The sequence below is a fragment of the Spirosoma gilvum genome (assembly GCF_054776815.1).
Window position 1 is genome coordinate 24,674 of sequence record NZ_BAAHBH010000026.1, and the last position, 15,908, is coordinate 40,581.

The window sequence follows — 15,908 nt, forward strand, 5'->3', positions numbered from 1 at the left end:
AAAAAGCCGGAGTTTGTGCTCCGGCTTTTTGTTTGGGCCAAACTTTTTGAAAGTTAATGAGAGTAGCTAACATATCGGAAAGCAAAAATGAAGAATTTTATCATTCCGACGCAGGAGGAATCTTAAAGTCCCCTACGAGTCAAACTCGAGATTCCTCCTGCGTCGGAATGACAAAAAGCTCACTAAGCTTTTTTACCTTTCAAAAAATCGTACACCTACAAGGCAGATACCACCTGACGTACTTTTTCAGCGGCTTCTTTCAGCTCTACTGCCGACTGAACTTTCAGTCCTGACTCGTCAATGATTTTGGCGCCTTCTGCGGCATTCGTTCCCTGCAAGCGAACAATAATTGGCACTGGAATATCGCCAATCGCTTTATAGGCTTCCACAACGCCCGTAGCTACACGGTCGCAGCGAACGATACCACCAAAGATGTTGATCAGAATGGCTTTTACGTTCGGATCTTTCAGGATAATGCGGAAACCAGCTTCAACCGTTTTGGCATTAGCCCCACCACCTACGTCCAGGAAGTTGGCAGGCTCACCACCCGACAATTTGATGATGTCCATCGTAGCCATAGCCAGCCCGGCGCCATTTACCATGCAACCTACGTTACCGTCGAGTTTTACATAGTTCAGGTCGTTGGCCGATGCTTCTACTTCGAGCGGATCTTCTTCGGTAATGTCGCGCAGGTTCGCCAGATCAGGATGACGGTACAACGCATTATCGTCCAGATTTACTTTTGCATCAACCGCCAGAATTTTATTGTCCGATGTTTTCAGAACCGGGTTGATCTCAAACATCGACGCATCGGTATCCACATAAGCCTTATAAAGTGAAGTCACAAATTTGACCATCTCTTTAAATGCCTCGCCCGAAAGACCCAGACCAAACGCTACTTTCCGCGCCTGGAAAGGTTGCAGCCCTACGGCCGGATCGATCCATTCTTTTACAATTTTCTCAGGCGTTTTCTCCGCAACTTCTTCAATGTCCATCCCGCCTTCGGTGCTGGCCATGATCACATTGCAGGCTTTGCTCCGGTCGAGGAGGATACTGATGTACATTTCTTTAGGCTCCGATGCTCCCGGATAAAACACATCCTGTGCTACCAGAACCTTGTTTACTTTTTTCCCTTCAGGTCCGGTTTGGTGCGTAACAAGCACGTTACCGATCAGATTTTTGGCAATGTCGCGCACATCATCGACCGATTTCGCTAAGGCTACCCCACGCTGTTCGCTGCCGACAATTTTGCCCTTACCACGTCCACCCGCGTGGATCTGCGATTTTATGACGACAAACTTGGAATTCGTTTGTGCCATAATCTGCTTAGCGGCTTCCACCGCTTTTTCGGGCGACTCAGCAACAATGCCCTCCTGGATGCGGACACCGTATTTTTTGAGAATTTCTTTACCCTGATACTCGTGTATATTCATGACAACTGCAACAAGGAGGATTGGAAATCGTATTTTTGCGCGGCAAGTTAACAGGAAATGATGAATGATGAATGATGAACGATGAACGTTATCGACTAAAATCGATTTCTCTTCTTCATTTCTCAACGATCATTTATCATTCATCATTTATCATTTTTTAAATGTCGCTTCTTCAAACCACGGATATTCGCCGGAATTACGGAAATCTGGCCGTCCTCAAAGGGATCAATATAACCATCGAACCGGGCGAAATCGTATCGATTGTGGGAGCATCGGGGGCTGGTAAAACCACTCTTTTACAGATTCTCGGCACACTGGATCGACCCGATGCGGGCGAACTGTTGCTTGATGGACAAAACGTTTTCAAGCTGAACGATCGGCAACTGGCTCAGTTTCGGAACGAGCGCATTGGCTTTGTTTTTCAGTTCAACAACCTACTGCCCGAGTTTACAGCTCTCGAAAATGTTTGTTTGCCGGGATTTATTGCGGGAAAAGACGAAAAACAGGTTCGGCAGCGGGCTAGCGAATTATTGGATCGGTTAAGTCTTCGTAACCGTCAGGATCATTTTCCGTCCCAACTTTCAGGGGGAGAGCAGCAGCGGGTAGCTGTAGCAAGAGCTTTGATCAATCAACCGGCCATTGTTTTTGCTGACGAACCCAGCGGCAATCTCGATTCGCACAACGCTGAAGAACTCCACCAGTTGTTCTTTCGGCTGCGAGACGAATTTGGGCAAACCTTCGTCATCGTTACGCATAATGAGCACCTGGCAGACCTTGCCGACCGAAAATTGACCATTCGGGATGGCATGGTGCTGATCTGATCTAGATTATACGTCAGTAGGCTATTGGAACGTAGAGGGGCTAATTTCCGATACGAATAGAAGGACTCGCTTATAATCTGAACAACTTGACGAATCCCTACAGAGTTCGTATTTACTAAGTAATCCCGTAGTAATACTCAGTTATTTATGCTCAACAAATTTATTTATCGGCTTCATTGTCAAGCGACTAGATAAACCTTAAAAAAAAAGTTGGGCTAAGTATATTTATTTTCAATAATTTTGTTTTATAATTGTATCGAAAAGAAAAGTTTTTCATAACGTTGAGTAAATCAGAAAGCCAAGAGAGTCTCTCGCTTGGCTTTTTTGTTTATCTATACCGACCCCTGGTAGATTCATTCATCGGCCTTCTCTAGCCTACATTTGCCTACCTACTTCTTTCAAACGCTCCGATTGTTACCAGACAGCAGCGCATCGACGCTCCATTTGCCAGGCCCAGTAAAAAAGAAGACGAGAGCCAGCAGAACAAATAAGAAAGGGTGCTGATCTTCGTACCAGAATTTGCCGTGGCCTATATAAAAGGTAATATACAGCATCGTACCAATCGTAATCAGGCAACCGATTCGGGTCAGAAATCCGGCGGTTAGCAAAATCCCGGCTACCAGTTCAGAGCCTTTGCCTAAATAAGCCATAATGAGGGGCGAAGACATAGGCTTGAAAACCTCCCAGGTCGCATACTCCTTTATCTGAACTGGATCAAAGACTTCCCATCCGTGATAGACTAACTGTAGACCTACTGCAATTCGGATGAGGGCTAGTCCACCCTCCTGCCAGATACCTTCGGCTGAAAAAAACTTTCTCATAAGAATCAGTTAATGAATGGGCTAACATAAGCAAAAAATAAAAACGCCCCCGATCTTTCGACCGAGGGCGTTTTTGCAAAATCCAGAAAATCTGTTTAATCAGATAAATCCTGGCCGCGTCGGCGGTCCGATCAGACAGCTATTACATCATGCCGCCCATGCCACCTGGGTGACCGTGACCAGCGCCACCGGCTGGAGCTTCTTCTGGCTCATCAGCGATAACACATTCGGTGGTCAGCAACAGACCAGCAATCGAGGCTGCGTTTTCCAGGGCCAGACGAGATACTTTTTTCGGATCGATGATACCAGCCGCGAACAGGTCTTCGAAAGTATCATTTTTCGCGTTGTAGCCGAAGCCGCCTTCGCCTTCTTTCACTTTGTTCACAACGACAGAACCTTCACCACCAGCGTTGGCAACAATGGTACGAAGTGGAGATTCCAGCGCCTGACGGATGATGGCGATACCGGTTTTCTCGTCTTCGTTGGCAGCCTTCACATTATCCAGAGCTGGGATAGCGCGGATCAGTGCGATACCACCACCCGTTACGATACCTTCTTCAACGGCAGCGCGAGTTGCGTGCAGCGCATCGTCAACGCGGTCTTTCTTCTCTTTCATTTCAACTTCAGTAGCGGCACCGATGTAGAGAATAGCCACACCGCCCGACAGTTTAGCCAGACGCTCCTGTAGTTTCTCACGGTCGTAATCCGAAGTCGTGTTTTCGATCTGTGCTTTGATCTGGTTCACGCGGCCGGTGATATCGTCCTTATGACCTACGCCATTTACAACAGTCGTGTTGTCTTTGTCGATCAGGATTTTCTCAGCCTGGCCCAGGTAATCGATCGAAGCGTTTTCCAGTTTGAAACCACGCTCTTCACTGATCACCTGACCACCTGTCAGGATAGCGATATCTTCCAGCATAGCTTTCCGACGGTCGCCGAAGCCAGGTGCTTTTACCGCAGCTACTTTCAGAGCGCCACGGATTTTGTTAACGACCAGCGTAGCCAGAGCCTCACCATCAACGTCTTCAGCGATGATCAGCAAAGGGCGGCCGGTTTGAGCAACTTGCTCCAGTACTGGAAGCAGTTCTTTCATCGACGAAACTTTCTTCTCCGAAATCAGGATGAACGGACGATCCAGTTCAACTTCCATTTTCTCGGTGTTCGTGACGAAGTATGGCGACAGGTAGCCCCGGTCGAACTGCATACCTTCTACGGTTTTTACTTCCGTTTCGGTACCACGCGCTTCTTCAACCGTGATCACACCTTCTTTACCCACTTTCTTCATGGCTTCGGCGATCATCGTACCGATTTCTTCGTCGTGGTTAGCCGAGATGGTCGCTACCTGCTCGATTTTACCGAAGTCGTCACCAATGGTTTGCGACTGTTCAGCCAGATTAGCTACCACTGCCGTAACTGCTTTATCGATACCGCGTTTCAGGTCCATTGGGTTCGCTCCAGCGGCAACGTTTTTCGCACCGATCGAGTAGATGGCCTGAGCCAGTACGGTAGCCGTGGTGGTACCATCACCAGCCGAATCGGCGGTTTTCGACGCTACTTCTTTTACTAACTGAGCGCCCATGTTTTCCATGGCGTCTTTCAGTTCAATTTCTTTGGCTACCGTTACACCATCTTTGGTGATGGCAGGTGAGCCGAATTTTTTATCAAGGATAACGTTACGTCCTTTTGGACCCAGAGTTACTTTCACCGCATCGGCGAGAGTGTCGACGCCCTTCTTAATGCGTTCGCGGGCTTCGGTATCGAAAAATATTTTCTTAGCCATTGTTGGTTAATGATGAATTATGAATGATTAATTATGAATGAACGGGATGAACGAGAAGTGTACTATTAGAGTAACAATTCATCATTCATCATTTATCATTCATCATTAAATTACAGGATTGCGAAAATGTCGGATTCACGCATGATAAGGTACTCTTTGCCATCGACGGTGATTTCTGTGCCGGCGTATTTGCCATACAGTACCGTATCGCCCACCTGAACCGTCAGCGGCTCATCTTTCTTACCTGCGCCAACGGCAACGACCGTACCACGCTGGGGTTTTTCCTTTGCCGTGTCGGGAATGATGATCCCGAACGAGGTTTTTTCTTCAGCCGGTGCTGCTTCGATCAGCACACGGTCGGCCAGCGGTTTCACGTTCACTTTAACGCTTTCCGTTTCTGCTACCATGATAATAAATTGATTAAGGTTTTTAACTGTTTGTGCACTAATTAATTAACACTACCGCAGGAGCGGCCCCGATTCGCCATTCGCCAATTACTGTGCCAACACTAGCCAGACTGTCAAATTTTCAGTTTTAGAACTGACATACTGCCATTTACCTAATTCGCTAAACTTTCTTCGGCAAAAAATGTCTATCCAGCAAACAGAATTTGGTTGTAAAGCAACTATTAGTTAAATTAACAAAGTCATTTTCCCGCCAAATGACTGTTTATGGCCTATGAAAAAGTTGCAATCTGACTGGTTTACACAAAATTGGGTTGATGCCGAATACCAAAAATATGTCGTGATGGCATACTTACAGGGCGTCAAACAGAACTTCGCCGATTATAAACTTTGCCCTGATCTGCCTGAACTACGCGATCACTACCATGAAGGTCTTCGTTTTGCGAGGGGCAAAGGTACGCTAAATGCTGCGTTCCCCAAACGGGTAAGTAGAATAAGTGGACCACCCCCACGAATCGAATACAAATCCGAGGTAACGGACCCCACATTTATGGCCGAACTGGATGCCATTATGGAATTTGCCTTGCCCCGTTTTCAGACGATGCTAACAGAGGGGCGTCAGCGCTGGGATGATATTGCCCAATCACTAACCCTGCTTCCGGTGGGCCTGTTACCGCTTCGGCCTGAGGAGGGCTATCTGCTACTCCACGCAACCAATCAGGCTGAAACACAGGTGTATTATTTTGCCATGACGCTCTATTCGGAGCAGGAGCCTGGGGGGCGTCTGGTGCAGTTGCGTCTGGTTGATGTAGTAAAAAAGACGCTCGCCAACACGTTTGAAAACATCAAACTCGACCTAATCCGTCGTCATCGACATTTACCCAATCCAGCAACGTTTATCCTGGAGAGTAAGCACACCTACCCCGTCCAGGAGACGTTGCTTCCCATAGCGCGGCAACTGCTGGCTCGGGCAGTGGCATAAACTGAAAAAGCACGTCGGTCGACGTGCTTTTTCGTAAATATCAACTGACAGGACTACTTCTGGGGGGTTAATGCCGAGGTAGAAGCGCCCGGCGACTGTGCGCCTGGTACAGCCTGACTTGGGGCAGCGCCATTGGCAGCACTCGGTGCAGCCGCTCCCGGTAACGTCTGGGTCTGTGCCCGATCGACGTTAGCACTATTGATGGTCGTCGTCTGATTCCGATCAACCATGATGTACGATGCCAGCGTCAGGACCATGACGCCAATACCTAACCCCCAGGTGATCTGTTCGAGCAAATCGGTCGTTTTTTTCACGCCCATAAGCTGATTTGACCCCAAACCACCAAACTCACCCGTTAAACCGCCACCTTTCGAATTCTGAATCAGGACAATAAGAATCAGCAGTACGGTGAAAATACAAATAAGAACAACAAGTGCTGTTACCATGAAAAAAGATGCTTACTCTGTTTAGTTAATGCGTTTTGATATTGGAGAGAGCAAAAATCATACCTCTGCTGCCTACTGACGACTCTCCAATTCAGTAATTTTTGCCGCAAAGTACGCCTTTTTTTCTGGATTTTTCACCATCAGCTTCTTATACATTTCACGGGCTTTGTCAATTTTTCCTTGTTTTTCCAATATTTTGGCGAAACTCTCGGTCACTAATCCTCCACTTACCACCCTATTTCGTTTTGTGAGGTCTTCCTGTTCGGTTGATTCTCCAACTTTTCCTCGGGCTGAAATGCGTGAAATACTGGGCTCATTCTTAATAAAACTTTCGATCAGGTCAAATTGACGCTGCCGTTCCAGATCGGCGGCCGACAGTTCAGGCTGCTCATCCTCCACCGGTTCCGCTATTTGTACGAGTTCGTGTTGCAGATTGGTTTCAGCTAATGTTGGGTCTTCGGGTAAGGGCTTCGTATCAAGCTGATCCGTTTCGCCCGGAGCCGATAAGCGCAGTAAGGTCAATTTAGGAAAGCCGTTGCTCAACCCTGCTTTCGACTTAAAGATGGCGTAACTCTCCTGCTGATAGTCATCAGGGATAGGTACATGCTTAGCCGATAACTCATTCAGCTTCGACAGCAGATTTTCTGACCACTGAAATTCATTCTCGATTAGTTTACGGAGGGCATTACGGCTGAGTGCATGGGCTGCTGCCTGACGCACAAACGAGATGGCATGGCTCCGCTGATGAACTGATGCTGCCTTAGCGGTTAACGTATATAATGATTGGCAATATGGGTATGCCGCCAGACTCTCCTGTAATTGAGCAAAGTCAGTAGCAGATAAATCGTCGGGATGGGTGACCCAGTAAGAAAAGGTTTCTTTATCGAGTGAAAGCAAGGAAGGTACTATTTATGGGTACAACTTACGATCTGCGAAAGTACGGTATCAAGCCTAATTCGTAAAGCGTAATCCAGGATTTTTTTACCAGTCAGCGGCCGTTTTGTTGAAAATATCAAGAACGATCTGATCCAGAATTTTCGGTACCAAACGACTTTCGTTCTGGCTCAGCGTTTGTCCCTGCGGAAAGTCCTGATAGAACGAAAACGACTGTTCAAAGTTCTTGCTTTCGTCCTTATTGTTGTAAAATCGGGCCAGTACGGTGATTTGCAACCGGTTAACCCCTGCCTGATCCTGGGCCGTTGGCGCTACAGCCAGCAGGTCATAGCCTGTAATATTTCCTTCGAGCACAATATCCCCATTGGCGGGCACTACTTTCAGATTTGTATAGCGCTGGTAGTACTCTTTTAGTTTCTCATTGAACGTAAGGGGTAAATTAGCCGGACCACCCGCCGTTGCCAACACGAAGTTATTAACCGTTACGGTTTTAATATCGGACGAAAGCGTCGTACCCGTGAAAGAGTAAACTCCACACGATTGAATGATGAATGATGAATTAAGAATGATGAATGATAAAATAAATCGTATAGCCCTAGAATTCATCATTCTTAATTCATCATTCATCATTATTGACTTACTCTTCATCAATTTCATACTGTTTGATTTTCCGATATAACGTCCGTTCGGAAATGCCGAGTGCCTGGGCTGCGTATTTCCGCTTATTATTATTGCGTCGCAGCGCTTTCAGAATCATTTCTTTCTCCTGACGTTCCAGCGATAAGGAGTCATCTTCTTCCGTTTCGTGGGTAACGTCTTCCACCTCAGTCAGGTCGTTGATATCACCATCCACATCGTCAAAAAGCTGTACGGGTGGATGACTGCCGTAGGTTTCTGATGGTGGTGTTTCCGGCCTAATTGTTCCGTTGGTAGCAGGCAGAAAGCGAGTTACTCCCAGATCACCTGTCGGACGAGGATCACCGTCGGGCGTAATCGAATCGAACAGGTCCTTGTGCGTATGCAAAATCTGCCGCCCATCCTGCTCATTACCAAGCATATCCCGAACCAGCTTTTTCAGATCGTTCATATCCCGGCGCATGTCGAACAGGACTTTATACAGCAATTCCCGTTCGGAGAAATTCTCGGCGTTCCCCCCGTGAGCCTGCGGAAATAACGCCAGCGTACGGCTTGGCTGTTGCGCGCTAGGCAGGTATTTCGCCAGGGTATCGGCTTCAATAGGTTTGTTCTGTTCCGATTCAAGGATGGACACTTGCTCAGCGATATTTTTCAACTGACGGATATTCCCTGGAAATGGAAACGACATCAGTACTTGTTTGGCGCCTTCGGTCAGTTGCAGGGGTTTGATGCGGTACCGCTCGGCAAAATCGGTTGTAAATTTGCGAAATAGCAGCTCTATATCAGTGCCCCGCTCGCGCAGGGGCGGCACGTAAATCGGCACCGTATTGAGTCGATAATATAAATCTTCCCGGAATTTGCCCTTCTCGACCGCGTCCATCAGGTTAACGTTGGTGGCCGCTACCACGCGTACATCGGTCTTCTGGGTTTTGGATGAACCCACCCGAATGAACTCGCCATTTTCCAGCACGCGCAGCAAGCGGGCCTGCGTGCCTAGCGGCATTTCGCCTATCTCGTCCAGAAAAATGGTACCGCCATTGGTCGTCTCGAAATAGCCTTTTCGCGAGTCGACAGCGCCGGTAAATGATCCTTTTTCGTGACCAAACAGCTCCGAATCGATGGTTCCCTCGGGAATAGCGCCACAGTTGATGGCAATAAACTGGCCGTGTTTACGAGCACTCAGGCTGTGGATGATTTTCGAAAACGACTCCTTCCCACTCCCACTCTCACCCGTAATGAGCACGGTCAGATCAGTAGCCGCTACCTGCATAGCTACGTTGATAGCGTAGTTGAGCGCAGGAGCGTTACCAATTATACCGAAGCGTTGTTTAACAGACTGTATTTCCTGATTGTTCATTCGTATTAGGGCAGGTTTTCTAAATCACCAATGTCTTTTCCCCGGCCTGTTGCTGCTTTGTTAATTTTTAAATCGTTGAGATGTATAAAATTCACAAGCAAGCCGTCTAGATCAGCCTTTACACTTCGGGCAAAGCATTCACTAAATGTCAAACCAGTTACAGACGTAAGAATATCAATCCTGTTAGGTTCATAACCAAGTTGAACAACAATATCTTCCTGCTGTAAATCGGCAGCTCCAACACCCACAGCACCGAAGCCAAAGTCTTTTAATACCTGAACAACACGCTGCGTATTCTCGGCAGAAATCGCTATCCAGAAGTCAATATCCCCTGTGAATCTAGGCCGCCCGTGAAAAGCAACAGCGTAGCCACCGACAACTAAATATTCAACTTCGTGTATGTTTAATAATTCGACAAACTCTCTGAACCGAACCGTCGGCCGGTCTTAACTGAGTTCCAACATATTGCTTACGAAGGTATTCAACAGCCGAGATACGCTCAGCAGGGCTTCTTGTCATCCAATATATATATGCAGGCGGCTCTTCCGACTGTTTATATATAGTAAATGCCGACCTATCTAACCGTACTTCTGACATTGTTCAAGTAGCTAAAGATAGTCACTGTTTGCAGAGACAAGTTCATGACAATGGAATGACAATTATTGATTCACTACTTCACCCAGAAGCGTTGCCGAGGTACATTCGGTCACCAGGACATTAACGTACTGACCTTTCTTGTGGCTTACTTTTGGAAAAACGACCATTTTATTCTGGTCATTCCGGCCACACAGAAACTCGTCGGAGCGTTTGGATGGTCCTTCGATCAATACACGTTGTACCTGGCCAATATGCCGTTGATTCCGTTCGGCGGAATGCTCCAATTGACGGGCAATGATCTCATTCAGCCGACGTTTTTTCACGTCTTCCGGAATATCATCAGCGTATTTTTTAGCAGCCAGTGTACCGGGGCGCTCCGAATAGGCAAACATATAGGCGTAATCGTAGCGCACATAGTTCATGAGCGACAACGACTCCTGGTGCTCTTCCTCCGTTTCGGTACAGAAGCCCGAAATCATATCCGTCGAAATACCGCAATCCTCGCCCAGAATCTCGCGAATCCGATCGATCTTGCCAACGTACCAGGGACGGTCATACGTCCGATTCATCAGTTTGAGCACCCGGCTGTTGCCACTTTGGGCAGGCAGGTGGATGTACTTGCAGATGTTGTCATACCGCGCCATGGTATACAGCACATCGTCCGTAATGTCCTTGGGGTGCGACGTTGAGAACCGAACCCGCAAATCGGGATGGATCTGCGCCACCATTTCGAGGAGGATGGCAAAGGTGACAAGCGGCTCGGTGCTTGGAGCGTGGGGCATGGCGTTGGTCTCTCCTAGCTCCTGGCTCCCTGCTCCCTGCCACTTATAACTATCCACATTCTGTCCGAGCAGCGTTACTTCGCGGTAGCCTTGATCAAAGAGATCCTGCGCTTCGCGGACGATGCTGTGCGGATCGCGGCTCCGTTCGCGCCCACGGGTGAACGGCACGACGCAGAAGCTGCACATATTGTCGCAGCCGCGCATGATGGACACAAAAGCGGTTACGCCGTTGGAATTCAGACGGATCGGTGAAATATCGGCGTAGGTTTCTTCGCGTGACAGAAATACATTCACGGCTTTCTGTCCCGATTCGGCCTCCTCTACCAGCTTTGGAATATCGCGATAGGCATCGGGTCCCGCCACAATATCGACCACTTTTTCTTCTTCCAGCAGCTTGGTCTTCAGCCGTTCGGCCATGCAGCCCAGCATACCCACCAGCAGTTCGGGCTTCTGACGTTTCAGGCCGGTCAGGTGTTTGAGTCGGTTACGAACTTTTTGCTCGGCATTGTCCCGAATGGCGCAGGTATTCAGAAAGATCAGATCCGCATCTTCGGCCGACGAGGTAGTCGCAAAACCAGCGTTCCGCATCACGGCCGCTACGATCTCACTATCGGCGAAGTTCATCTGGCAACCATAGCTTTCGATGTACAGCCGTTTCTTGCCCACTGCCAGCTCGTCTTCGGAGGTGCGGGGTGAATCAATCTGCTCCTTATCAGCCGGTTGCAGTATGTTGAGTTCGGTAATCAGTGTCATTGTTAGTCGGTAGTCGGTAGTCGACGGTTCATCGCAGCCAACCCCTGACAGCCATTTACCACGATCTGACGACTCTTTTTTACAAAATTAAGAAGATTGGCCCGAAAATGCTGTCATTTTGGCAGAAACTGGTCGTTAATTTCTGTTAACGATTCAGCAAACGGCGAAGTTCAGACGCGTACGTTAAAAGGGATAGCCAACGCCGAAATTGATTACCAGGGGATTAGGACCGCTAGATAATTTAGCCAACGAGAACTTAGGCAGAATAAAAGCCCCTCCTCCTTCGGCTTCACTCAAGTTTAATCGGGCGGGGTCCCAAACTTTAATTCCGCCATCGAAACGAATCACGAAAAATGAAAAATCGATTCGTAAGCCTACACCCGTACCCACTGCAATCTGAGGGATGAATGAATTGAGATGGAAAGCCGATCCAGGTCGATTGGGATTATCACGAAGCGTCCAGACGTTGCCAGCATCAATAAAAATAGCACCATTAATGTCAGCCCCCAGATGAAATAAACGACCACGTAGCTCAGCCGAGCCTTCAATAAGCACGTTGCCGGGTTGCTCAAATAAATAAATGAATTGACCCGTTACTGTCCTTGCCGGAATTTTAGGATCACCTGCCTGATAGGGATAAGCGGCTCCAGGCCCTAACCGTCTGGGCAACCAGGCCCGAACACTATTGCTCCCTCCTGCAAAAAACAATTTTTCATAAGGAACAAGGTTGTCTTTGAGACCATAGCCATACGCTATACCCGTATTAAACCGAAACGCGAGTGTTGTTCTGGACCGAATTGGAATATAATGGCGGTAATCGACGCTGGCTCGTAAAAATTTATAGAACTGCAACCCGACCCCCGTTGCCGAATCGCTCCACTGAGCCACCTTCTCGTTTGAGAAAAAATTGAGCGTAGTTCCCCCCGATTCCAGAACGGTTCGAAAGAAATTTGCCCGACGGTTTTGCCCTGGCGTATTGGTATTATAGGTATACGCAAAACTAAAGCTTGAACTAAGCGACCGACGGAAGAAATTCAGATATACCGTACTTCCCTGAGCGGTTAGCATATTTAGCTGTTCTCTAAAAGCATCGCTAATGACTCTATTCGTACCATCTCCGGCATTAATCAGATTAATATCTGCAATCAGAAAGCTAAACTGCTTGGTGAGCGTGGTCTGCCAGTTATAGGCCATTGTCGCTCGCAGTAAGGAACGGCGGAAATCTGGCCGGAACGTGTTATTGTAGCTTAAACTGACCTGTGTGCGGGGAGCATAGGGCGTAAAGCGAAAGCGCACACGACCCGGAAACAAGATCTGTGGAAAAATCAGCGAACTACTAATACCAAACTCCTGTGACGCATACACAACCTTGTTTTGGTTATTGGGATCGGGAACAAACCCCGTTTGCGCTTCGATGCCATAGCGCACCGATGTTTCCAGGGTCTCCAACCCGCCAAACAGATTCCGAACCCGAAAGATTAAACTGCCAAAGCCGCCAGGATATCCCTGCCCTTGATACAGTAACCCAGTGGCTCCCCCTTCGGCCGTGGCTTCGTATTTATCCAGTGGGCTGGCCGTAATGAGTGCATGCAGCCTTCGATTGGTAGTGTCGATGAAATTAAGATTGATGTACTTAAACTGATTCAGCATAAACAACTGCCGTTGTGTATCCCGGTAGTTTGTCTGACTATACAATTGATTGGGGCGAAGCAGAATTTTTGATTCCAGCAGCCGTAACGAAATATCCTGACCACTCAACATGTAGGTTATCCCATTCCGCTTGACGGTGTCCAGCGGATTCATCATGGTAGCTGGCTGACCATTGGCGGCAAAATCGACATTAGGACTGATCTGAACATCGACATCCCCAATTTGATAAATCGGATGCGCCGATTTGCCGGGTGGATTCACAATCTGAATGGCGACATCGATCGTGCGACGGGTCGAATCGCCGGGTTCGGCACCTTCCAGAAAACGCCGGTCATTACCCCGCCGGATGGTATCGACATCGGTAGCCCGAATGTACTGGCGCGAAAAGGTGTAATAGCCCTGATCGCGCAGCAGCGACTCAATCCGAAGCCGTTCGCCCGACATGTTATCGAAATCGAAGCGTTCACCTACTTTCAGTTTCGAGTGATCGAACGACTGCCGAACGATGGAGTCGACACGCGTATCGGCAATCTCGTAATAAATATTTCTCAGGTAAAACCCTTCGTTCTCCTTAATCAGGTAATTGACCCGAATTTGCGACCGCCGGATAGTATCGAGTGTATAACTGGTCTGCGCATTGAGAAACCCTTTGGTCGATAGGTATTTCTGCATCTTGACCGCGTTGGCTTTGGCATCGGCTTCCACAAAATAGGAAGGTGGTTCGCCAAGGCTCCGCATCAGCCAGTTGCCTTCTTCAGCCTTCTGGCGCAGGTGTTTCAACTTCCGCCCATACTGTCTATTCAGTTTTTTCAGCGCCTTAGGTTGATCGGCCAGTTGCTGGCTTTGCTGTTCAAATTCATTAGTTTTGGCCTGTAGCTCCTGAATGGCAGCTTCGCGGTTGTACCGGCGTACACCCAGTTGGTAAAACCAAAGCGGTGGTGTAATGGGCAGGCCCAGCACCCGACGGTTTGGTTTTTGCGGTATCAGGCTTTCAAGGTCTTCGCGGGAAATGGTCCGGTTGCCTTTCACCGTTTGCGCCGTCAGGATGTATTGGTTAATACCCAACCGTTTGGTACTCAGGCAACCAGAGAGCGAAACAATTAATGTACAATGAATAATGAGTAATGAATAACGATACGTACGATGTGCCCTCACACCATTATCCAGTATCCATTTTACATTATTCATTCCTAACAACATGCTTTCCAAAAATCAGCTTAAATACATTCAGTCGCTGCACCAGAAAAAATACCGGCAACAACACGGGGCTTTTCTGGTCGAAGGAGCCAAGAGCGTTCAGGAGGTTCTGCAATCAAACTTCCAGACCGAACTGGTGGTAGCGACCGAAGCATTTTACAAAGAAAACGCTCACCTCACAGATCGCCAACGAACCACGGTTGAAATTGCGTCAGAAACTGACTTAACCCGTGCCGGTACCCTCGAAAGCAACAATGCCGCGCTGGCTGTGGTCAGAACGAAAGAGAACCGCCCGCTATTGGCTCAGCCCGGTGAAATCGCCTTAATTTTAGACGACATCCGCGACCCTGGCAATCTGGGCACTATTCTGCGCATTGCCGACTGGTATGGGGTTCGAAAAATCCTCTGCTCGGAAACCACCGCCGACGTCTACAATCCGAAAGTTATTTCGGCCAGTAAAGGCTCCTTTACCCGAGTAAACTGGTGGTATGGCGATGTGGTTCACGTACTCAGTCAATCGGCTGGCTCAGTATCTGTTTACGGTGCTTTTCTGGATGGTACCGATGTCCATACGCTTCCGTTCAAAAACTCTGGTTATCTGGTGATGGGAAATGAGTCGAACGGCATCCGGCCCGACGTTGCCCGGTATGTGACTCAGCGGGTTACGATTCCCCGCTATGGAGAAGCCGAATCCTTAAATGTTGGTATCGCTACGGCTGTATTATTAGACAATATCCGGCGGGTTACGAGTTAGGTCCGCTCATGTAAATAGGCAGCAAAATCTGGATATTGAGCGAATAGAACAAAACGAGCTTGCGAGCATCGGTCAACAAAGGAAACGCCCCAGTTACCTAGCTTGACAAAAAATTACCGGCTTTCGCCTAACAGGCTACACTATTCACAGGTCAGTCAAGTTATACTATTTCCGCTCAACCAAAAGCATTTGATCGTCTTTACCTTTAAGAAAATAACCACCCGGTACGTTCACAATAGCGTACTTCATCGGCTCACGATCAATTATTTGCGTCCTCCCATTCGATACTATTGAAATTTGGCCAGTCTGTAAATACAGTGAGTCCTTTACAAACCGCCAACTAATTGGACTATCCTTAGTTACATTATTCCCTATTTTCGCTCGAAACGTAGCACTACCGTTCTCATAAAAGATGAGGAAAAGGTGTAAATTATTTCCAGTCTTGATAGAATCCTCTTCTTCTCCAATACTAAATACACTGTAAACTAAGTATTATAGTATTTTAGGAGTATGAAAAAGCAACACGTAATGCTGAGCGATGAACATCAGAATCACCTGCGTCAACTCCTGAGCAAAGGTACTCTGTTCGCTAAAACCTTCA

General features: G+C 47.9%; 13 protein-coding genes and 1 pseudogene. 3 read left to right on the forward strand and 11 right to left on the reverse strand.

Annotated features, from left to right (window positions below; genetic code table 11):
* Nucleotides 1–215 precede the first annotated feature (215 nt).
* On the reverse strand, nucleotides 216–1,433 hold the full coding sequence (gene sucC, locus ACYVFD_RS35335; RefSeq protein ID WP_461095338.1) for an ADP-forming succinate--CoA ligase subunit beta: 1,218 nt from the start codon (nucleotides 1,431–1,433) through the stop codon (nucleotides 216–218).
* Nucleotides 1,434–1,594: 161 nt separating this feature from the next.
* On the opposite strand from sucC, the gene ACYVFD_RS35340 reads away from it, so the two are divergent.
* Nucleotides 1,595–2,254: an ABC transporter ATP-binding protein gene (locus ACYVFD_RS35340; RefSeq protein ID WP_461095339.1), complete on the forward strand. Its 660-nt coding sequence runs from the start codon at nucleotides 1,595–1,597 to the stop codon at nucleotides 2,252–2,254.
* Nucleotides 2,255–2,652: 398 nt separating this feature from the next.
* Here ACYVFD_RS35340 and ACYVFD_RS35345 read toward each other — a convergent pair whose 3' ends face one another.
* From ACYVFD_RS35345 to ACYVFD_RS35355, 3 genes are all read right to left on the reverse strand, one after another.
* The gene (locus ACYVFD_RS35345; protein WP_461095340.1) at nucleotides 2,653–3,075 is read right to left on the reverse strand and encodes a DoxX family protein; all 423 of its coding nucleotides are present in this window, start codon (nucleotides 3,073–3,075) and stop codon (nucleotides 2,653–2,655) included.
* Nucleotides 3,076–3,217: 142 nt separating this feature from the next.
* Nucleotides 3,218–4,855, reverse strand: coding sequence for a chaperonin GroEL (gene groL / locus ACYVFD_RS35350; protein ID WP_461095341.1), 1,638 nt, complete (start codon nucleotides 4,853–4,855; stop codon nucleotides 3,218–3,220).
* Nucleotides 4,856–4,965: 110 nt separating this feature from the next.
* Nucleotides 4,966–5,262, reverse strand: a complete 297-nt coding sequence (locus ACYVFD_RS35355; protein WP_020600117.1) for a co-chaperone GroES — start codon at nucleotides 5,260–5,262, stop codon at nucleotides 4,966–4,968.
* A 271-nt stretch (nucleotides 5,263–5,533) separates the two neighbouring features.
* Here ACYVFD_RS35355 and ACYVFD_RS35360 point away from each other — a divergent pair, with 271 nt between their 5' ends.
* On the forward strand, nucleotides 5,534–6,241 hold the full coding sequence (locus ACYVFD_RS35360) for a hypothetical protein (protein ID WP_461095342.1): 708 nt from the start codon (nucleotides 5,534–5,536) through the stop codon (nucleotides 6,239–6,241).
* Nucleotides 6,242–6,294: 53 nt separating this feature from the next.
* On the opposite strand, the gene secG is transcribed toward ACYVFD_RS35360, so the two are convergent.
* The 7 genes and pseudogenes from secG to tamL form a co-directional block, all read right to left on the reverse strand.
* Complete coding sequence (gene secG, locus ACYVFD_RS35365) at nucleotides 6,295–6,687, reverse strand: preprotein translocase subunit SecG (protein WP_461095343.1); 393 nt, start codon at nucleotides 6,685–6,687, stop codon at nucleotides 6,295–6,297.
* 72 nt (nucleotides 6,688–6,759) lie between these two features.
* On the reverse strand, nucleotides 6,760–7,584 hold the full coding sequence (locus ACYVFD_RS35370; RefSeq protein ID WP_461095344.1) for a hypothetical protein: 825 nt from the start codon (nucleotides 7,582–7,584) through the stop codon (nucleotides 6,760–6,762).
* Nucleotides 7,585–7,668: 84 nt separating this feature from the next.
* Entirely contained in the window at nucleotides 7,669–8,190 is a 522-nt protein-coding gene (gene lptE, locus ACYVFD_RS35375) for an LPS assembly lipoprotein LptE (RefSeq protein WP_461095345.1), read from the reverse strand.
* Nucleotides 8,191–8,218: 28 nt separating this feature from the next.
* A complete protein-coding gene (locus tag ACYVFD_RS35380) occupies nucleotides 8,219–9,574 on the reverse strand; it encodes a sigma-54 interaction domain-containing protein (protein ID WP_461095346.1) in 1,356 nt (451 codons plus the stop codon).
* A 5-nt stretch (nucleotides 9,575–9,579) separates the two neighbouring features.
* Nucleotides 9,580–9,987 (reverse strand): annotated as a pseudogene (locus ACYVFD_RS35385) (nucleotidyltransferase); the annotation flags it as partial.
* 246 nt (nucleotides 9,988–10,233) lie between these two features.
* Nucleotides 10,234–11,706 carry a tRNA (N6-isopentenyl adenosine(37)-C2)-methylthiotransferase MiaB gene (gene miaB / locus ACYVFD_RS35390; RefSeq protein WP_461095347.1) on the reverse strand — a complete coding sequence of 491 codons (1,473 nt, stop codon included), beginning with the start codon at nucleotides 11,704–11,706 and terminating at the stop codon, nucleotides 10,234–10,236.
* Between the two features lie 183 nt (nucleotides 11,707–11,889).
* Complete coding sequence (gene tamL, locus ACYVFD_RS35395) at nucleotides 11,890–14,544, reverse strand: translocation and assembly module lipoprotein TamL (protein ID WP_461095348.1); 2,655 nt, start codon at nucleotides 14,542–14,544, stop codon at nucleotides 11,890–11,892.
* A 10-nt stretch (nucleotides 14,545–14,554) separates the two neighbouring features.
* Between tamL and ACYVFD_RS35400 the strand changes: the two genes are divergently transcribed.
* Entirely contained in the window at nucleotides 14,555–15,307 is a 753-nt protein-coding gene (locus ACYVFD_RS35400; protein ID WP_461095349.1) for a TrmH family RNA methyltransferase, read from the forward strand.
* Nucleotides 15,308–15,908: the final 601 nt, after the last annotated feature.